Genomic DNA, 20,224 nt, shown 5'->3' on the forward strand with positions numbered 1-20,224 from the left:
ACAAGTCTAGGAAGGTTCCAGTGCTGCAGTTAGGGATTCGGGAACAGTACCCGCTGCACCAAAGTCCGCGCCGAATACCGCGAATCCTTCCGCCTCGAAGTCGGCCTGCAGGTCCTCGACATCCTCAGCAAAGAGCAACAACACCTTGGCCGCAGGCCACTGTGCGACCACAGGGATGCCGGAGACCTCACCACCGATAGATTCTGCATCGGGCTCTGGCATACCGGCTACAGCCATCGCTTGCAGCGACTCAAACACTTCCGGCTCGTCGCCAAAGGCTTCGAGGGCCTCTTCCCATCTAGGCGTTATGGCTTCCTGCGGCGCTGTTTCAGCAGGCTCTGCAGGGGCTTCCGGGTCTACAGCCGGGGTATCGGGGGCTACCTCGAGCGCGACTGCATCTTCCACTACGGACTCGGTGACTTCCACCCGCGCCAGAGTGGGGTCAAGGTAGGCCATGTTGCTCAAGCCCAAGAAGAGGCGCCACGCGCTGAGGTCTTCAGAAACACCGGTGGCATCGAAACGCACTCGGCGGTGTGCATCGCCCACTCCGGCTGTCACAGCACCCAGGTGAGTCTTTTCAAATCCGCCCGGTACCTGCGCTCCGCCAAAGGAGGCTTCCAGCAAAGCAGCCTTGCTGAGGCTGTCCCAATCCCTAGAGGGCTGCATGAGCAGGTTAAACAGCAGCGTTAGGGGATCACGCTCCAGAAGATAAAGCCGCTCCAACGAGGCATTGAGCTTGCTGGCCAACGCCGCGTGAAGATCCGGCCTGACCCACGCGGGCGGATCTTTAGGCTCATTGCGTACTGCGGCTTGGCGGGCATCAATGTCCTGCCAGGTCAGCGACCAAGGCAAGTAGCCTTTCTCATAGAGCCCATTGCGCTTATCAAAGTCATCCTTGACGCGGTTGTGCACCTCGCTCGCGTGGTAGGCCGCACCGTCGAGGTACACCGCGATGTCCCGGATCGCACTATCGCGGGTGGAGAAGACAAAGTCAGGGATGGTGCCACCAATCTGTTTTTGTTCCTCCATGACCCACTCGTGGCGGGAGCCTTCAAAGCTGATGGTCCACTGCGCGTGGTTGCCCTTCATCGATTCCACGACGGTAGCACCCAGTTGTTTAAAGTCCGCGCGCAGTTGTTCCACAAAGCGCAATTCCAACTTGGATTGCTCGCTGCGCTCTGGGCGCTCCTCGGTGAGGTGGCCCTCCCAGGTGAACTCAGACGGGTCGGAATCCGTGGGAACGTGGAGATCATCGGCCAAAATCTTGCGCAGGGCCACCACCGCGGCCTCCCGGGAGGTCTGCGGGATCTGGCTGCTGCGGGCAAACGGCAGCAAGCAGGACGGGCAGCACTGCCGCTCTTCCTCGGCACAGTGGCAGGAGGACAGCCGCTGATACGCCACGAGCAGCATCTGACGCACATGCGCCGGCTCGGTGAACTGCGCGAGATAGCCCGTGCCGCCCGGCACGGTGTCATGGATGAGCAGCATGTCTACCGGGCTGCCATCGGAATCCACGCGCACGGGCTCCACGTCGAGGTGATCCGGGTTTCCGCCCAGGTATTCCTTGAAACCCAACTTCAGCGCCGCCACTAATGAAGGCAGCGTGGTGGATTCCACCATGCCGAGCAGCGCCGGCAGGTGTACCAGCACTCCCTGCGTGCCTAGGCTGCGGCCCAACGCAAAGCTAATGGAGTGCTCCTCTGCTGCATTGCGGTACTCGCACCAGGGCGCGTGGTCCTGCCAGCGGTTGGCGCCCACATCAGAATCCAGGTGGCCACAGCGTTCACATACTCTAAACAGCGGGGTCTCACGGTCCACGGCAGCAAAGGTGCGCCTGCTTCCTCCACCATGGCGGCCAAGGTTCAGCCACCGCATCTCCACATGTGCGAGGTATTCCATACCGAAGCCGGAATCGGACAGGTACCAGGCCGTACCACGCCCGCCCTCAGGTACGTTGAAGCTCAGCTGCGTCTGGAAGCGCAACGAGGTGCGGTCATCGGTGATGTCACTAATGGCGGAGCGGGCAGCATCCACGGTGGCATAGACCTTGGTCATTTCCACCACGTCTACTAACTGTTCCCTATCCGCAAAGCCCTTGGCCCCACACTCTGGGCACGCACCAACCCGTGGCGCGGCCACGGCCACATCTTCATCGCTGGAGAGCACCGCACCGGTGGCTTCCGAATAGGAACACTCCGGGCACAAGCGCCACTGCGTTAGCGCGGAGTGGTGCTCACCCAGCTCCACCGAATCCACCTGGGCGCCCACGCCTTGGACGTAGAAAGTGTTACCCGGGGCAAGTTCAGTAAGCGCGGAGGACACACCACGGCTGTAGCTGTAGGTCTCCGTTTCAAACTTCTGGACCTCCTCATTGAAGGAGGACACAGCAAGGTCGAACTCCACGGCATCATCGAGCAGCGTAAAGTTCGGCAGCAGCCCAAAGCGCTCTAATGCACTAATCCAGTACTCATCGGCGTGGTCTGCCAGCTGCTTGCGCACGAACCGCTGGGAGGCCACCGTGGCATCATATTGGTTCTTCAGGTCCTCATCTTCCACCGCGGTGGTTTCCACACGCCCTTTAAGTTCGGTAACGCGCTTGCTTAAGACCTCAAGGCGCCCCAGCAGCAGCTGCTGCGTGGCACTCCAGCGCTCACGCGCGGCGTGCAAATCCATCTCCATTCCGGAAGACGCACCGGACGCCCCAGGAGAGCCAGCCGGACCAGAAGTCCCAGCATCGTCCGCCAAGCACCACTGCCGCAGCTCAGCTAATACTTCCGGAGACGCATGCGGTGCGACAGTTGCCGCGAAGCGCTCATAGGCCGCCGCCACCGTCTCAGCAGACAGCTCACTGAGAGCATCCACCACGGAGTAGCTCGCATGCGTGAACACATCGCGCGCGCTGCGCAGCTGCTCGACTGAGCTGGCCACATCAGTGCTGTCAATGAGATAGGCCACGAACTGGCGGTGCATAATATCGCGCGCGGAGAGATACGCCGCGGGTGCGGTGACCGAACCAGCAATGGTCTCCAGCGGATGCTCCAAGGTAGTCAGTGCTCGTCCACGGCCGCGCACGAGTGCGACGATGAGTGAGTTACCCGTCAAACGCCCGGCGCGGCCCACGCGCTGCACGTAGCTTGCCACCGTGTACGGCATGGAGGAGAGCATCACCGTGGAGAGGTCACCAATATCGATGCCCATCTCCAACGTCGGCGTGGCCACCAGCACGTTTGGTGCGGACGCGGATTGCTCTTCGAAAGGCCGCTTGAACTCATCTTCAAGTTCCTTGCGCCGCGGTGTAGGCACCAAGCCTGTGTGTTCTTCTGCCACCACGGTGCGGGTATTCGTGGTGCGGTAAAGCCGCTGGTAGTAGTTGTCCTCTACGTCCACCAACTCGAAGTGTCCGGTGCAGGACAACGTAAAACAGGCAACGCTATCCATGGCGGCACGCGCACCAGCGTCCACGCCGACGCGCAGGTGGCACACCGGGCATTCCAACAGCACCGGCTCGGCTTCCTCGCGCACCACGATGTTCTCTGGGGATAGCGCATACACGCGCCCGTTCGTGGCCGTGGGAACGGAGGTCACCACCTCTTCGAATTCGAGCTGCTTGAACAGTTCTGTCACCTGGTTGGCCGCGTCGAAGGCGCTGCTTGTCGAGGCCCCCAGCGCCGCCTTCGTCCACCTGGCGTACCAGCCCTTCTGCGAATCCAGCGGCATCGTGGCATTGTTGTCACGCTTGCCCAGCGCGCCCTTAAGAGCAGCACCCGCGCGCGGGAACTTCGGCGCACCACCGCGCACGAAGGCCGGAATTCCCTTCGCACGTGCCTGACGGCGGTTGAGCAACCACGGGTTGCAATCCTGGCGCAGGTATTCCTTAAGCCACGGGTGCGCAATACCGCCGGCAATGCGCATGTACTCCACCACGCCACGTGCCCAGGCCAGAAGCTCCGCATCCGTGGCCAGTGTGCCTGCCACCGAGCGGGCAGCCGATAGCAGCACCGCATCATCCACGTCTACCGCCACGGACAGCGTTCCGGTGGTCACCAACGAGCGTGGCAGGTCTACTCGGTCACCGAATTGCAGCGCCAAGTCTAAGTCCAAGCGCGACTGCAGCGCCGCCAGTGCCTTGCGCTGTTCTGCAGCACCAGCCCCTTTCTCCCACACCGCACGGAAGCGCGGTGACTCCTTTAGCTGCGGCGGTAGCAACTCATAGAGTGCACGTGAACGCACCGCCGGGTCAGCCTCCGAACGCGCCTGCTCCACCATCCGGGCAGCTACGTCTGACAACTGCACTGCCGGCGATGAGTCAGACAAGCCATCCGCATTCGAACCTGAATCCCAGGAGTCAGCAACGGATCGAACTGCACGCCAAATACGCGCACGCAAGGCAAAAGCTCGCGCACGGCTCTGCACGAAGCCGGCTCGGTGCGCGGCATCTTGGACAGAGTCAGCAAAGACCAGCGTCTTCTTCTCCGAGGAATCCAAGTCATCCATGCCGAACAGGTTGCTCAATGCAACGGAGAGCAGCGTGGCCACCGAGGAACCCAAAAAGCGCATCGCATCGTCTTCTCCACAGGATGGGCATTGCTGCGCCTTCGCACGGTCTTCCGCGCCCTCTCCGCTATAGACCAGCACCGGCACCACTGGGGACTCTTCCATGGTCTCCGCATCAGGTGCGTCCGAGCGAAGCTCTGGCACATCCAGGTTCAACCACGCCACACGCGAGTTCTCATCTTCGGCGCGCAGCACACCCTGCGCCACCTCACTCGTGGCATCAATGAGCGGGCGCTGACGCTCCGGCGCGCTGATAGCAATGCGGCGAATCTCCTGCGGTGCGGTGACATACGTGTCCCCACCTGGCTGCTCCGCCAGCATCCATCCGGAGCGCCCACAGTGGCGGCAATAGATAGCCGGCAGCCACGCCTTGCGCCCATCACTCACGCTTTGTGTTACATGCGCGCCCATCCCACCATCATCCGACCAACGGAAGACCGAATCGTGCGATTCGGAAGCCACTGCCCTATCGATGCGGGAGATCTCCCGCACCCACAGGTGCAGCTCCACGCCAGGAAGCTTCTTTCCATCCCAGCCCAGCGCCTCACCAACTGCTGCACGCACGTGTGCCATAAACGCCAACGTCAGGGATAGAAACTCTACTGCGAGCTCACGGTTGTTGCGCAGCACAGTAGCCTTGAATACACGCGCTACCAGCGGTTCCACTGCCGCAATATCAGTCCCCGACACACCAGCCTCGCCGTGCTCCAGCGGCACGGGCGTAGCTGCCTCTTTCAGAATCGCGCACACCAACTTGTTGCCGGCCATTGCCAACACCGAGGAAGCCAAATCCGTGGAGCATCCAAAGACGTGCTCGCACATCGCTGCATACGCCGCCGCATTAAACGACGCCGCGTCATCAGCAGAACCAGAAGCGGCAACGGCAACCCCAGAGCCAGAAACAGCTTCAGCTACCTCATCAACGACAGACTGCATCACTTCAACTGAAGGAGACGCAGAATGAGGCAGCGCAGACGCACGCGCAGCGGTATCGGTAGCAGTAGCAGTAGGAACACCCGCCACCGACGAAATCTCATCAGCACTACCTTCCCTAAGCTTCGAGGCCAATGGCCCCACCGTGGCCTGCCATTCCTCCACGCCCATGAGTGTCTCCCCCACGACCGCATCCGGCGGCATCTTCTCGCCAAAGACCGTGTACGCAAATGACAGCATATCGCCGTGTGATGCTTCCGCATCAGCCGCAGAAGGACCGCGTTGGGCGCTCCCGTCACCTTCAGCACTCTTGTCCCCCAACGTCGCGGAGGTCGCCACCGGCGTGACCTTGCCCAGGGGACGTTCCGCATCCTCAGCAGAAAGGAAACCTTCAGGCTGATATTTCTTGAGCATCAAACCCAAGCGGCGCAGCAGCATCGCCACATCCGTGCCCTGGGCGGCGTCATACGTGTGGAACTCATCCAGCACCAAGTACTGCAAGGACTGCGCGGACTTCTCCCACAGTTCATGGTCCTGTTCTCGCAAGAGAAGCTGGTCCAACATCTTGTAGTTAGTCAGCAGGATATCCGGTGGGGTATCCCGCAGCACCGAACGGTCAGAAATCAGGCCATCCTTTGAGACCTTCCTCCGGCCACCCGACACCACCTCACCGGTGTAGATACCCGCAGTTACCCCCGCAAGCTCCGCTTCCGCGTGCAACAACTTTGCCAAACGACGTTCCTGGTCAGCGGCGAGCGCATTCATCGGGTACAGAATCAGCGCCTTGATGCCACTCCCTGTGGAACGACGGCAGTGGTCCAGAATCGGATATAGGAAGGACTCCGTCTTACCGGACCCCGTACCCGTCACCACGAGCGTGGGCGAAGGCCGCCGTGCCTCACCCGTGACATAGTCAAAAGACGCCAGCCTAGAAAACGCCTCCGCCTGATGACGATAAGGCTTAAATCCCGACGGCAACCACCCCAGAATCCCATCCCACGACTGCGCCGGTGCGTACGGCAAGCGCGTGCGCACGTACGGCCCGTAGAACATGCCGCCCTTTGGGTCATTGAGGAACTCCCGCAGTTGCTGCGAAGTCAGATCCTCCGCCAGTGAGAACGTTGTGGTGAGGTACTCCGACAATCCATCAACAATGTGGTTTGAGGCGTAGGTAGGGATAAGACTCGACATAAGGTGCTACTTCAATACTTTCGGTCTTTTGCTTCGCTTCGCTTCTGGTTTCCGAATCTACTGCTGGTCCATCATCGCAGCATACTTTTCATACGCCGCCGCCAAGTCCGCTTCACGGTCCAGTGGCGCAAACGGATACTCAAAGACGTATTCCACGCCCGACTGCGGATGCGTCCACGTACGGTCCGCCTCCGAAAGCTGCTGCCCATCCTTCAGCTTCTTCTCCAGCTTCAGCACGTCCTTAGGCACCTTACGACCATTAGCGTCATACAAATCTTCCTGGTCATACCGCCTCATCACCGGGAACTGCGTGCGATAAATCATCAGCAGCTCATCCAACGTCACTCCCAACGACAATGCCACCATCGCATCAATCTCGTTTTGAGCATGGAAGCGGTCGCGGGCGTTGCGGAGTGGAGTATCCTTGGACCAATCAATTCCAAGGCAATCCTTCCAAAAGTCAGCATACTTCTCTGTCATGCAAGTTAGCTGAAGGTATCTTCCAACAAGTTCCTCTTGAAACCTTTGGGGATAAGGCAAACCATTCACGATGCTGGGGTGCAAATCAGACGGATTCAAACTGCGGACGAAAAAATCTACAGTGAACGATGACATTCCTGCCCCAGCTAAAGCCGTATTTTCCGCAGCAATTGAAGAACCTGCACTCTGGACTGGGTGTACATGCGCCGCTCCGGGCGGAATTATCGCAGGATAAAGAGTGCGAAATCCAGTAGTAGCTGCCATTCGACGCCACGCAACACGGTAGCTGTTCTTTACCTTCACTCTTTCACCATCGGCTTCCCACACTCCGTAATCAAGGTCGTAAGTCTCGAACGAGCGATTGGGTAGATACGCCGTCGCTGGAATGAATTCTTCCGAAATGGCTTCGAGATCAATCTCCGACCAATCCTGGTTGTGCTTCATTGTTGGGTTCGGCTGCTTGATCATCGGGGTGGAAACACCAAGGTGCGGTCCCTGGAGAATCACGTCATCCCAGGACTCCGGATGCTGCCACGAGGTATCAAAATAACCAGCCTTCTTATCTGCTGACTCGTGCCAGCCACTTGAGAACTGGAGTCCTAATTCCTTAATGCGTGGTGCCACAGCCAGCTTGGCCAAAACTGCGGCAGCTTCACTGTTCACCGAGTAAACGGTTCGTGTCTCAAGTAGCGGCGTACCGGGTTCCTCAATGATCGAATTCCATACCTTGAGGGTGTCTTCATTGACCGTGATGATGCGGTCCCGGTGCGGACGTAGATCCCAGTTGTCATTGTCGTCCTTAAAACCTGGCAGCTTTCCGCTTCCGTCGTGTTCCAAAGAATCAATAACGGTACGTGGGTGGTACAACGCCGATGCAGAAAGGAAGCTCGGTTCTTCTCGGCGGCTACTATAAACATGGATCCCGTACTTCACGAGATCATGCACATCAAAGAGGACAAGCTCGTTAATGAACTGCCAGTGACGACGAAGACGTCGATAAGCACCAGCCCTCAGCGGCGCTGCCTTCTTCTCCGTGAAGTGGGACTCGGGGTGAATGAGTGAAATAATGCCGTCCTCGGCGGCGTTGGCCCACGTGCGCTCCATGAAGCCGCGGTAGAGATCGGGCTGTTGGTTTTGCAGGTGGGGGTAGCGGGTGGCGTCGCCAAGCACTGCGGAGGTCACCACCGCCTCAGCAAGGCCCTTGGAGAGAGTCTCTAGGACGGCGTCGTTGCCGGCAAGGAGCTCACGGCGCTGTTTCTTCTCCGCCTGGGTGGGTTTGTTGGCAAGGCTGAACCACGGATCGTGCTCGGACAGCAACGCGTCCATATCGGTACGCGGACGCACCCACGGCGGGTTGCCCACCTGGAAGTCGAAGCCTCCTTTAGCCATGACCGTGGCGAAGTCGAGGTCCCAGTGGAAGAAGGCTTGTTCCTGGGCAATGGTGTTGACGGTCTTCAGCCAGGGGTGGACGTTGAGAACGTCCTCGTAGCGCTTTCGGCTGGAAGTTGAACGATCGAGTGATTCGACGTAGTCCAGCTCATCCCAGGTCATGTCGAAGCCGAAGGCGTATTGGTTGTCCTTGCGGTAGCGCTTCTGGCCTTCGTTCGGGACGCCGAGGAGGTCCTGCATGGTAGCGAGGTACTCGGTGATATCGGGAAGCTCATCGGTGGCTGTGACAGGCCAGTACCAGAGGGCATTCCATGCGTTCATGGCGGTGCGCAGGCGAAGGTAGGCGCCTTCATTGTTGTGGAGGAGTTCTTCCTCCACCTGGGCGCGGGTGACCACGTCCGCGCGCTTGGCGGTATTGGGCTCCTGGCCCCACAGGTCCAGGTCACGGCGGATTTGGTCCTCGGCAATGCGCAAGCGGACTAGGGAGAGCTCCCAGAGGCGTTCAACCTGGTTGGACAGTGCGGTGGCGAGCTTGGTCTGAGTCTTGTTCAGTGGCTTGCAGATGGATTTCTGCCAGGCCTTCATGGCCTTGATTTCCTCCGCCGCGAGGTTCTTCAATTCCTTGGCATCCACGGCACTTCCCCACCCGTGGCTGGGAACGAGGAAGTGGTGGATGCGACCCGTTGGGTGCTGGTCCGTCTCGTTGGCATCGATAGCCTCGGCTAATTCTTTGAGCGGATGGTGCTGCGGGGTCAGCGTGAGGTAGTTCTGGATTCCCTTCTTCTTCGATGCCGTGGTGGAAACTTCTTTGGCGCTGAAGGTAGAGCGGGTAGCACCCACCAGAGAGTTGCCGTGGCGCAGGTGCAGGCCGAACCACGGAGCCTTTAGCTCCTTGGTCATGGTGTTGAGCCACAGGGAGATTTCGGCAAGCTCGACCGCGGTCTTGTTGAGGTCCACGCCGTAGACCTGATGCAGCGCAATGGAGGCTTTGACCTTCTGCAGTTCCTGGGCGCGGTCCTCGCCAGGAAGTTCCTTGCCAAGTTCAGACTGTTTCTTGGTCAAGTACAGCTCTGCTAGCTGGTTGACGGCCTCCACGGCGAAGGCACCGGAGCCCATCGCAGGCTCACAAATGGTGAGGGTGAGGATGTCATCGGCTTGGTCGATGCGGCCGGTGGCTGTGAGTTCCTCGATGGCTTGGCCAACGGTGAACTCGGTGATGACGGGTGGTGAATAGAAGGACGCGGAGCGCTCACGGTCGCGGGAGGATTGGCGGTAGACAAAGCTGCCTCGGGCGTGGGTGCGTTGGACGCGCTCCACACCGCCATGCTCGCTTTCGCGGTCTTCGTAAACGATGGAATCCTGCGGAAGCGTATGCGCTTGTGCTTCGGGAACCACCCAGGAGCCCTTGGAAGGGTCACCGCGTTTGGCCACCTCAACGAGGTCTTCCTGGGCGATGAAGCCGGTATAGGACATCAGGCCCTCATAAACCTGGCCTAGCTCGGTCACGCCAAGGGTGGCGTAGGAGATGAAACCACGGTCACTCCCCCGCTTTTCCTTGGTAAGCAGGAGATTCTGCAGCACGCGGTGCAAGGCAAGGTTGGAGAGCTTGACCTCATCAATGTAGAACGTAGCCTCGGATTTGAAGAGGTCTGCGTCGAGGTTGCGGAACTCTAGGCCATCCTCGGTGGCGTTTTCATCAAAGAACTCATCGTTCTCATCGTGTGGATCGTGGCCGCGATTCACACGGTCGAACAGCAACTGCAGGCTCTCATAGAGGTGCGTGCCGTTTTGGGTGCGGTGCGTGGAAGGCTCGGTAAGGATGAGGTCCCGCAGGCGTGCAAGGCCATAGCCTTCGTCATAGTCATTGTCCCCAGTGGGCAGGATTTGCAGCTCCGGGGAAGACTCGGCGAAGAGAAGGAAAAGGATGCGGTAAAGGTATCGTAGAGCCTGATTGGCTAGTTCGTTGCCGTCGATGTCGTGGCTGGCGTGCTGTTGTTCGTTATTCAGGTGTTGCAACGCTCGACGTTGCAACACGTCGTTGCCGATGATTTCAATCGAGGCCTTGATAGCTCCGCGCAATTCCTCAGACACCTTGACGGAGTGTTCACGGGCTTGGGTCAGGGTATCGAGCCACCAGGTGGTGCCATCAGCCCCGCGCATGGTGTGTTCGGCGGCGAGAATAGCGACCACGCGGGTCAGCTCGCCCTTGGCCTTTTGGTCGTTGCGCTCGACGGCCAGGCCTAGATCCACGGCGAGGTAGCGGCCCAGCGGCCAGGTTTCCCTCTCAGCCAGGACTGCCCAGCGGCCGGCAAGGACCAGGATGAGGTCGGGTGCTTGCTCGGTGAGGAAGAGCTCCCCGACGAGCTTGGCAGCGGTGATGTCGAGGGGCTTGGCTTCACCATTGGAGTTCTGCTGTCCCAGCTCTGGGTCCGCGTCCAGTAGTGGAATGGTGGTGAGGTCCTCCACGGAATCCATCTGTCCAGCGCGAAGGACGACCAAGGAGTGGTTCTTATCCGCGGCTGCGGTCAGAGTCAGCGATTGGCCGTTGCGGGAGAACTCCAGGCGCTTGGGGGCTGGGTATCCGAAGGCCTCGGCGATGAGGTCGTAGACCTCGTGCAGCTTATCTGCGGAGGCCTCCATAGACAGTCCGGAAAGCTTGGTGTGCAGCGCTTCCCTGCGGGAAGTCAGACGCAACAGCGGGGATTGCGTGTGCTCATAGCCGGCGTTCTTTGCATCCTTGTCCGTCTTCTTCCACTCTTTGACAGCATCATCTGCTCGCTTGCCGAAGGAGCTGCCTTTGTCATCGGTAGTGAGGTAATAATCTGAGATCCATTCCTCGACGTTGATGATGGAATCGAAGTCTGCCATTAGCGTGCCTCTGCTTCGTTGGAATAGGTGTGTGCGGTGGCGGTGGTATCCGGAAGGATGAGTGCAAGCGGGCGTACGAGGGAACGCTCCGGCGCCATGGATTTCAGAAGCTCTTCATCCTGGTGGATAAGGCGCTTGGTGTCCTTAATCTTGACGGTCTGCTGGCCAGAGTTGGCCTGCTGCCAGGTATTCGCGCGGTGCTGCCATCCGGCGATCCGGCTTTGCGCCTGTTCGAGGTTGGTGTTTTTCACCATGGAGAGGTTGGTATGCGCAGCCTCCACCGCGGCAGCGATAAGCTGATCGGCGTCATCGGGAACAGCGAACTTACCGGGATTAATCGCGTTCGCCGTCAAACCGATGCGGCCCAGCCAGGCGTAGACGTCCTCGTGGAATTCAACATCCACGGCTTGGAGTCCAGCAGGGACGTCGAAGCCGAAAGGGCCCTCCGTAGCGGTGAGGAAAGTGCGCGAGAGCACCTGACCGCGGGAGTTGGTGAGCGTTCCCATGAGGAGAAGCGTGGGCTTGTCCACCGCACCGAGTGCCGCGGGGATTTCGCTCTGAGGCATGTTGATTAACGCTCGATCAGCAGCCCACTCGGATACGGGATGCAGCGGGCCAAGGTAGTGGGCGCGCGGCCAGGACTTCTCCGAATCACCTTCACGTGCGGCCTTGAGGTGCTGATTGCCGCGGCGCTGCGAGGTTGCCAGCATAAGGCGTTCGGTGACCTTACGGTAGGAGACGTAATCTTGCGGGAGGTAATCAAAGCGCCGGCGCAGATCCCGCGGTGGGGTGAGCTCCACGATGTCATTATCGTGTGACTCATAAGCCACGCCGCCGGCGTTTAAAGACTTATCGGCTTCATCGTGGAAGGCTTCCACGAGGGCGTCGTCCAAGTAGTCTTTCTCCGCGCGGTAGAGGCTGTGGTGAGCAGACCGTTGTGTGGGTTCGGAAGGTAAGGATTCCGTCTCCACTGCGCCTCCGGTGTCCTCAACAGCGGCTGCTACCAGCAGCTGCCAGATGTCATCGCCGAGGCCGGAGGTGGGGGTTTCCGCGGGGATGTCGACAAGTGCGGGCTTCGCATGCGCCCCGGTGAGTACCTCCTCAGGGGAAGCAACGACCTCATCGAAGTCACGGTCATGCATGAGCACTGCGCGGATCTCATCCTCCTCTGCCTTGGGATTGTGCTTGCCCATAAGCGGGGCAGCATCACCGAGGAGTTGGTTAGCGGAATACTCGCGGTCAATGAGGCGGGTAAGAACGCGCAGCTCACCAATGGAATCAGCGACCTCAGCATCCTTCGGGTCCAGCAGCAGGGAGGTAATCTCCGGCTCGTGTTCCTGGCCATAGCGATCGATGCGGCCATTGCGCTGCTGGATGCGAATGAGCGACCATGGGATGTCATAGTGCACCAGGTGGTGGCACTGGGCGTGCAAGTTCACGCCCTCGGAGGCGACGTCACCGGTGATAAGGACACGCAGAGGAGTGTCGGTGCGCTTGAATTCATCAATAAGCGCCAGCTGATCCGAATCCGACAGGCCGCCGTGCATAACCTTCACGGCGCCCTTGGGCAGCTTTAGGTGCTTAGCGATATTTTCTTGCAGCCACTGCAAGGTTGCCACGCGCTCAGAGAAGATAACGACGCGACGCTCCGAGCCCTTCTTCACCCCGATGTCCATGAGGTAATCAATGAGGGCGGCGAACTTGTTGGAGTTTTCCTCCGTGACCTTGCTGTTGAGCTCCTTAAGCCGATCCAGCTTGTCCTGTTCCTTGGGCTTTTCAAGCTTCTGTCGCGCCGTAATGGATTCCTCCAAGGCCGCCGGGGAAGATAGGAAGGCCTTAACCAAGGTCCAGGGGAAGAGGCGATCATTCGCCGTCGTTGCAGGGGTATTTACCCAGTCTTCCGCGATAGCACGCGCCACGGCATTTTCCTCCGGGGAAGCGTCCACCAAAATGTTGCGGGGCTCACCGCGCTTGGCCCACTTCTCTCCTACTACCGAAGCCACTTCGGGTGAATTGCGATGGCGGCGAATGATGAGCTTCTTCGCGGCTTCCATATCGATGGAGCCATCAGGCAGGACTGACAGCGGGTCAAGCAAACGCAGGATTTCCTTAAAGGAATCCTCGCGGCCATTGTGTGGGGTGGCCGAGGCCAGGATGAGCGACTCGGTGGTCGGTGCCAAGGTACGGGCCAGCTCATTGTTCTGGGAGCCGGCGTTCGTCGCATTGTGGATCTCATCAATGACCACTGCATCCCAACGCACCTTCTCCAACTGCGCGCGGTACTTGGGTGCCTTGAGCGTATCCATGGACACGATAACACGCGGGAAATAGGTAAACGGATTCTTCGATGCCGGCAGCTTCTGGCGCACTTTCTGAATACCCTGGCTGTCCAAGCGAACCAGCGGGATGGCAAAACGCGTCCACAGCTCCTGCTGGAACTGCTCCATAACGTGCTTCGGCGTGACTACAAGTATGCGCTCTCCCCTACCGCGGCGGATGAGCTCCGCTAGGATCATGCCGATCTCCAGCGTCTTACCCAAGCCCACGGCGTCTGCGAGCAGCACGCGCGGGCGGATGCGCTCGTCTGAAAGCGCCGACTTCACCGCGGAGAGCTGGTAATCTAGCGGGTCCGCCAACATGTCCGTGGCTACCTCCAGCTGCTTTTGGTACAGCGGCACCGGCGTGCGGCGCAACGTCGACTCCAACCACAAACGAGTATGCCGAAAGTGCGAAGACTCATCCGGGGTCACGGTGACATTGGCCGGGTCGAAGACCTCAATGCCATCAAGCGCCGTGAAGAAGGTCGCGGTGGTGTCCCGCACGTAATCACTCACTCCACGGGCCCGAATGCGGAACCCATCAGTGGTGCGGGTGACGTTGCTCACCAGCCAGTGCTCGTCGCGGCAAGAGATAGTGACGCCGGGGGCGAGCTGAGAGAAATCGGAGGCACTCATGAAGACCAAGTTAGCAGCCGAGACGGACTCCATCGTGGATTGCGTGGTTCAATAGTTCGAGCCAAGCCTTTCTGAATAATTGCTGCCCCGTTGTGTGGTTTAGCTAGGCGGTTGCCCTAGCCTTTGGCTGACGCTTTGCTATCGCCTTTCGCTGTAGACAGCGCTTAACGCCTGCACCCCGTGGGTCGAATGGTGACCATGACGCCCCTAGACTCTTGGCATGCCAGAAAGCACGGGTGTAGTTAGGTAAGCTGGCAAGGGTTGAACTTTATCCCCGATTAGTACATGGATTGAGACTACTTAAGTGTCTGAAGAACCAACCCTGTATCCCGATACGTCGGTAGAGCCTGTAACTCTAGAGCGCATCGGTGAGATCTTTTCCTCCGAAAACTTGGAATATCGCCTCGAAGAACAGCCAGTGAGCGAGGAAGAAACTGTGCAGATCCTGCGCACCGGTTTCTCCAATGTCGCCATCGCTATGCAGGTGCGCGATGATGTGCTCGTCGCGGATTCCGTCTGGCGCGGCAACGTGCCTTCTTCTGAAGGACCTAGCCTATTGATGGTTCTCAACCAGTGGAACCAGCAGCACTTTGCCCCCACCCTCCGCTTCTTCGAGTCTGCCGAGAATAACCTCGCAGTCTCCGGAGTGCGCGAGATCAACATTGCTCACGGTTTGTCCCGTAACCAGATCGGTGCCTTCGTGATGTCCACGCTGGACTCTATGCTGCAGTCCTTCGCTTTCGTGGAAGAACACTACCCGCAGCTCGTGACCTGGGAGGAGCACAACCATGACTAATGCCTCTACCGAAAACAATCTGCCGGAGATCACCCTGGACCGCGTTGTCGAAGCTATGCGCTCCTTCGACATCGAATTGACCAAGATGGACAGCGATATAGAGGCAGCCACCGCTAACCTCAATGGCCTGCCCACCATGTTCGCGGTCCTTGATTCTGTGGTCATTGTCCGCTGTGATGTCCCTACCGACGCCGCCTATTCCAAGGCTGATGCCGGCCTTTTCCTCGCGGCTAACCAGATCAATTCCGTGGCCTTTGGCGCGCGAGCTGTTATTTCCGAGCACGATGACATGCTCGTTGTGCGCACCGAGCGCGATATCCCCGCTGCCGCTGGTATGAATGATGAGCAGCTGCAGGCAGCCTTAAAATCTGCAGTGGACGGCGTAATCCGTGGCCAGGACGCCATGGTCTCTGCTGCAGAAGAAATGGCCAAGCTGGGCTCTGAAACTGCTGGCAAGGCCGGCGCGGAAGGCAATAACTCGGGCACTGAAGATGCCACGAGTTAACTAAGTCCGCCAAAGAATTAAGCTCCCTTAACCTTCCATTCCTCATGTGGGAATGGTCGGCAGAAAGGGAGCTTTTCTTGTAGACGGTTACTCTGCGTCGAGAATGCGTTGGCGTTCCCCTTCCGGATCAAAATCCGGTGCGGGCCACGACAGCTCTAGGTGGCGCAACGCGTCGACGATGAGGAACTTCAATGCCATGCGGGCGTACTTCTTATTATCTGTGGGGATGACGTACCACGGCGCCCAGATCTCATCCGTTCGGCGAATGGCGTCTTCATATGCCGCCATGTACTGGTCCCAATATCCGCGTTCCTCAATATCGGATTGGTCATACTTCCAATACTTGTCCTCGCGCTCGGTGCGCTCTAGTAGATTTTCTTTTTGGAATTGCGGAGAGATATGCAGAAATATCTTTAGGATCTTGGTGTTTTGGCCGGCGAGTTCCTGCTCATAATCTCGGATAGCTGCAAAACGGCGGTCAACTTCGTCTTCGTCTACCCACTTGTGAACCCGCTGGATGAGCACATCTTCATAATGAGAACGGTCGAAAGCCACGACTTGCCCCGGCACGGGATCGTGCTTGCGAATGCGCCACAAAAATTCGTGCTCCAGCTCCTCCTCCGTCGGTTTACCAAAACCCACTGTCTTAGTGCCTTGGGGATCGAAAACCGAGAAGACATTACGAATGGCCCCTCCCTTTCCTGATGTGTCCATCCCCTGTAACACTACAAGCAAAGACGGTGCGCCTTCTTCATGGGCGCGGCCATTGGCAAAAAGACGCTCTTGCAGGTCATAAAGCTCTTCGTCGTAATGCGCAAAACGATCAGCCAGGTCGGATTTGGAGCCATTGAAACCCGGTGTAGAGGTGGGGTCCACATCAGCGAGTCGGAAATTCTTCCCCGCTCTTAGGCTCAGCGCATCATTAATCTTGAATTTGCCCATGGCTACCATCGTACAAAATACTGCCCGCCGCCAGCCTGGTATTTTCAACCAAGCCAGCCGCGGGCGGAAGCAGGCACCCTGGAGGGCACGGGACCTAGGAGAAAATGCTACTGCGCAGAGTTTTCCTCCGATTCGGAAGCCTCATTAGGTGCGGCTGGGTGGCTCGAAGTCTCTTCCGACTCGGCTGACGTAGCGGTATCCGTTTCGCTCTCGGCCTCGGCAGTATCCTGCCCATCTTCATCTAGGCCCTGGTGTTCTGCAGACATTGGGCTTTCGGCGGAGCGAGACTGCGCTACATCGTCCAATACCGCGTGGATATACGGGGCTGCCTGCTCATTGGAGTATTGAGAGGCGATTTCCACGCCTTCCACCACAGCGGTGGCAGTAGGAATATCCGGATTAAAAAGCAGCTCCCAGACCGAAACGCGCAGGATGGCGCGGTCTACAGCAGGGATACGATGCAGTTCCCAATCCTCGGAAAGGTAGCGAGAGATGGTGTCATCGATGACATCGAGCTCTTCGGCTGCACCCTTGATAATAACCTGGGTGTACTCGGCAATCGGCGCTACCGCATTGCGATCTTCGCGCGCCAAAGCGATGCGGTCCTCCACGATGGCTACGGGATCTACGTCCCTGTTTTCGGCCTCGTACAGAATATCCGCAGCACGGCGGCGTGCGCGGTACCGCGCTGTGTGCCGCTTGTAGTTAATATCGCGCTTCGGGGTGTTATCAGACACAGTCAGATGCCCTAGTTATTAACGCGGGAGAGGTACTCGCCGGTGCGGGTATCGATCTTGAGAACGTTGCCGATCTCAATGAACAGTGGGACCTGGATCTCTGCACCGGTCTCCAGGGTGGCAGGCTTGGTGCCACCAGAAGAACGGTCACCCTGCAGACCAGGCTCGGTGTGCTCGACCTTGAGGTCTACGGAAATAGGAAGCTCAGCAAATAGTGCTTCATCCTCGTAGAAGGAAACCTGCACGCGCATGTTCTCCAGCAGGAAGCGAGCGGCATCACCGAACTTCTCCGGCGGGAGCTCGAACTGCTCAAAGGTCTTCTCATCCATAACCACGTAGCTGGTGCCATCGTTGTACAGGTAGGTCATATCACGGCGGTCCACGGTAGCGGTCTCCACCTTAACGCCAGCATTCCAAGTCTTATCCACGGTCTTACCGGAGACAACATCTTTGAGCTTGGTGCGCACGAAGGCTGGACCCTTGCCCGGCTTCACGTGCTGGAACTCCACGATCTGCATCAGTTTGTTGTCGATCTTCAGAACGAGGCCGTTCTTGAAATCAGTAGTATCAGCCATTGCGGTTAAACTCCCGAAAATTGTGGACTAAAGGTTGAAAACAATGTTTAAGCCTACCGGACAACTGCCCCATGGGGTATTACCGGTCCCCCATTCCTTCCCCACTTTTGACTTTGGAGTGGATTTCGAGACTATTTACCAGTACATAGCGGCCGGTTACTCGGATATTCGATGTTTTTATCCTGCAATAACTCCCTGTACCATAAGGCCTTGCTAAATTGATATCCCACATATTTATCAAGAATTTTTACGATGGCTGTCAAGGATTTTTATGCCCTGGCCGCTGCTACTGGCGCGGCAGTAGCAGCACTCTCCGCCCCGCAGGCCGTAGCAGCGGGCGCCCAGACCGTAATGTTCGGCGATTCCGTCTTCGCCAATCCCACCTATGGCCAGGTAGGGACTACTTCTAGCGTTTCTCCTTCGGCAAGCACTACGCTTTCTTCCGCTACCCATGGCATCGAAGACACCCCAGGTGCGCCTTCCCCACAGAGCTGCCCGCAAGGCAGAGCAATGTCGGCCGCGAACTAGGGCGCCTTTCTGGCCAGCACGTAGCCAACTACGCCTGTTCTGCGGCCAAGGCAGCCAGCCAATCACACCGCAAGGACTTCGGGGAGCAGATCAACGGAGCCATTGCCAATGGTGACCTCAATGACATAACTAAAAATGTACTGATCCAGTTCGGCGCCAATGATCTCCCGGAAATCGTCCGACCATCACTATCTTCCTCGAACCCCTACTTTGATGGCATGAAACATTCGATCCAGCGGGTGCACCAGGCCGCGCCAAATGCGCAGATTACTGTCGTAGGATATCCGGCAATCTCCGCCCGCAACGGCGCCGTATGCCCGCTACGCACGTCCGCGCCGGGCTCCACCGACGTTGGTTTTAATCTGGACTATGCGGGCCTAGTGCGCACCGGCGAGGACCAAGTCAATAGCGCGATGTATAAGGCAGCACGTGCAAACGGTGTGCAGTACTACGACCTACGTGCCGATTCCATCAACCATGGCAGGTGCGCGCCGGATAGCACCCGCTGGGTGTCTGGCAAGTGGGAGTACTCGGTACCGCACAACCTCTTCAACCACCTCACGCACCTGGGCACCCGCAACGTCGCCCAGCTGCCCAATTCCAAGGTGCTGGCCCACTAGGCGGGCACTTCAGTAAATTCCTTCGTCGCGGCGGTGATGATCTTCGGCGCACCCTCAGTGATGATGAGGGTATCTTCGATGCGCACGCCGCCCTTGCCTGGCACATAGATGCCCGGTTCAATGGTCAGGGTCATTCCGGCGGCGAGTTCGCCTTTGCCGGTCTGAGCCGCGAACGGAGCCTCATGAACGTCTAGGCCCACACCATGGCCCGTCGAGTGCACGAAATAGTCACCATAGCCGGCGGCAGAAATGATGTCGCGGCAAGCGGCATCGACGTCGGCAAGCTTAGCGCCCGGTACCGACGCTGCCACGCCTGCCTCTTGGGCGCGCAGCACCACATCATAAATTTCCTTGGCAAAATCATTCGCAGTACCCACCACGTAGGTGCGGGTGCAATCGGAATTAAAACCACGCAGATGCGCGCCGAAGTCGATGGTCACCAAGTCACCGTCCGCAATAATTCGGTCATCAGCGCCATGGTGCGGCAACGCCGAATTCGGGCCGGAAGCGACGATGGTATCGAAGCTCACCCGCTCCGAGCCGAGCATGCGCATCCGGTATTCCAAATCAGCAGCCACCTGGCGCTCAGTGCGGCCGGCACGCAGCTCGCCTGCGGCGAGGAGGTCTTCCAGAGCCTTATTGGCCAGCGCGGCAATTTCTTCCAGCTTTGCTAGCTCCAGCGGGTCCTTGACCAAGCGGATATCTTCAATCACGCCAGAGACAGGGACCAAGGTAACCGCCTCCGGGGACGATTCCTCCAGCTCCTTCAGCTCAGAAACCGTCAGATAGTCTGCTTCGAAGCCCACCCGAACCGGCCCCTGTACATCGGCAAACTGCTGCAGGAGCACTTTTCCTACTGCACGGCCCTGGATAGCCTCTAGATCAGGAACCTCCTGGGCGATCTGCGTGGTGTAGCGACCATCGGTAGCAACCTGAGCAGTAAGGTCCTTGCGCAAAAGCAGCCCACCATTCGAGCCAGAGAAGCCCGAAAGATAGCGCACGTGGGTGAGGTGGGTGACCAGAACGGCATCGATGCGCTGGCCGGCCAGCTGCGCGGCAAGCTTGCGACGCCGGTCACTGAAACGAGTATCTGCCAAAGCCATGATTTCATCCTTCTGGGTTGACTACGGAGTGGAAAGTATCCACCCAGTA

The 20,224-nt window shown here is 58.6% G+C and carries 11 protein-coding genes; 4 read left to right on the forward strand and 7 right to left on the reverse strand.

The genetic code is table 11. From position 1 onward, the window contains the following. Positions 1–6: 6 nt before the first annotated feature. From L8V22_RS00800 to L8V22_RS00810, 3 genes are read right to left on the reverse strand one after another with little or no spacing between them, the layout of a single operon-like run. Complete coding sequence (locus L8V22_RS00800) at positions 7–6,678, reverse strand: DEAD/DEAH box helicase (RefSeq protein ID WP_238800815.1); 6,672 nt, start codon at positions 6,676–6,678, stop codon at positions 7–9. A gap of 57 nt (positions 6,679–6,735) precedes the next feature. Further along, complete coding sequence (locus tag L8V22_RS00805; protein ID WP_238800813.1) at positions 6,736–11,415, reverse strand: Eco57I restriction-modification methylase domain-containing protein; 4,680 nt, start codon at positions 11,413–11,415, stop codon at positions 6,736–6,738. Beyond that, positions 11,415–14,369 carry a DEAD/DEAH box helicase gene (locus L8V22_RS00810; RefSeq protein ID WP_238800811.1) on the reverse strand — a complete coding sequence of 985 codons (2,955 nt, stop codon included), beginning with the start codon at positions 14,367–14,369 and terminating at the stop codon, positions 11,415–11,417. The genes L8V22_RS00805 and L8V22_RS00810 overlap by 1 nt, the downstream gene beginning before the upstream one ends. A 304-nt stretch (positions 14,370–14,673) precedes the next feature. Between L8V22_RS00810 and L8V22_RS00815 the strand changes: the two genes are divergently transcribed. Continuing rightward, positions 14,674–15,165 (forward strand): YbjN domain-containing protein, encoded by a 492-nt coding sequence (locus L8V22_RS00815; protein WP_238800808.1) that lies wholly within the window; start codon positions 14,674–14,676, stop codon positions 15,163–15,165. Further along, positions 15,158–15,670 carry a YbjN domain-containing protein gene (locus L8V22_RS00820; RefSeq protein WP_238800805.1) on the forward strand — a complete coding sequence of 171 codons (513 nt, stop codon included), beginning with the start codon at positions 15,158–15,160 and terminating at the stop codon, positions 15,668–15,670. Before L8V22_RS00815 ends, L8V22_RS00820 begins: the two co-directional genes overlap by 8 nt. 87 nt (positions 15,671–15,757) lie before the next feature. Here the strand turns inward: L8V22_RS00820 and L8V22_RS00825 are convergent, their stop codons facing one another. From L8V22_RS00825 to efp, 3 genes are all read right to left on the reverse strand, one after another. Continuing rightward, a complete protein-coding gene (locus L8V22_RS00825; RefSeq protein ID WP_238800803.1) occupies positions 15,758–16,612 on the reverse strand; it encodes a PPK2 family polyphosphate kinase in 855 nt (284 codons plus the stop codon). Positions 16,613–16,719: 107 nt separating this feature from the next. Next, positions 16,720–17,349 carry a transcription antitermination factor NusB gene (gene nusB / locus L8V22_RS00830; RefSeq protein WP_238800801.1) on the reverse strand — a complete coding sequence of 210 codons (630 nt, stop codon included), beginning with the start codon at positions 17,347–17,349 and terminating at the stop codon, positions 16,720–16,722. Positions 17,350–17,360: 11 nt separating this feature from the next. After that, positions 17,361–17,924: an elongation factor P gene (gene efp / locus L8V22_RS00835; RefSeq protein ID WP_023021466.1), complete on the reverse strand. Its 564-nt coding sequence runs from the start codon at positions 17,922–17,924 to the stop codon at positions 17,361–17,363. Between the two features lie 252 nt (positions 17,925–18,176). Here efp and L8V22_RS00840 point away from each other — a divergent pair, with 252 nt between their 5' ends. Together L8V22_RS00840 and L8V22_RS00845 are read left to right on the forward strand one after the other, a co-directional pair. Then, positions 18,177–18,452, forward strand: coding sequence for a hypothetical protein (locus tag L8V22_RS00840; protein ID WP_238800799.1), 276 nt, complete (start codon positions 18,177–18,179; stop codon positions 18,450–18,452). Next, positions 18,416–19,072: a GDSL-type esterase/lipase family protein gene (locus L8V22_RS00845; RefSeq protein ID WP_238800959.1), complete on the forward strand. Its 657-nt coding sequence runs from the start codon at positions 18,416–18,418 to the stop codon at positions 19,070–19,072. Before L8V22_RS00840 ends, L8V22_RS00845 begins: the two co-directional genes overlap by 37 nt. Here L8V22_RS00845 and L8V22_RS00850 read toward each other — a convergent pair. Next, positions 19,069–20,175 carry a M24 family metallopeptidase gene (locus L8V22_RS00850; protein WP_238800798.1) on the reverse strand — a complete coding sequence of 369 codons (1,107 nt, stop codon included), beginning with the start codon at positions 20,173–20,175 and terminating at the stop codon, positions 19,069–19,071. The genes L8V22_RS00845 and L8V22_RS00850 overlap by 4 nt on opposite strands. Between the last annotated feature and the right edge of the window lie 49 nt (positions 20,176–20,224).

It is taken from the genome of Corynebacterium yonathiae (assembly GCF_027570195.1).
Taxonomy (GTDB): domain Bacteria; phylum Actinomycetota; class Actinomycetes; order Mycobacteriales; family Mycobacteriaceae; genus Corynebacterium; species Corynebacterium yonathiae.

Bases quoted from the DNA above. Each gene is read 5' to 3' on its own strand.
- L8V22_RS00800 (WP_238800815.1), bottom strand. From the start codon at position 6,678: ATGTCGAGTCTTATCCCTACCTACGCCTCAAACCACATTGTTGATGGA.
- L8V22_RS00805 (WP_238800813.1), bottom strand. From the start codon at position 11,415: ATGGCAGACTTCGATTCCATCATCAACGTCGAGGAATGGATCTCAGAT.
- L8V22_RS00810 (WP_238800811.1), bottom strand. From the start codon at position 14,369: ATGAGTGCCTCCGATTTCTCTCAGCTCGCCCCCGGCGTCACTATCTCT.
- L8V22_RS00820 (WP_238800805.1), top strand. From the start codon at position 15,158: ATGACTAATGCCTCTACCGAAAACAATCTGCCGGAGATCACCCTGGAC.
- L8V22_RS00825 (WP_238800803.1), bottom strand. From the start codon at position 16,612: ATGGGCAAATTCAAGATTAATGATGCGCTGAGCCTAAGAGCGGGGAAG.
- efp (WP_023021466.1), bottom strand. From the start codon at position 17,924: ATGGCTGATACTACTGATTTCAAGAACGGCCTCGTTCTGAAGATCGAC.
- L8V22_RS00840 (WP_238800799.1), top strand. From the start codon at position 18,177: ATGGCTGTCAAGGATTTTTATGCCCTGGCCGCTGCTACTGGCGCGGCA.
- L8V22_RS00850 (WP_238800798.1), bottom strand. From the start codon at position 20,175: ATGGCTTTGGCAGATACTCGTTTCAGTGACCGGCGTCGCAAGCTTGCC.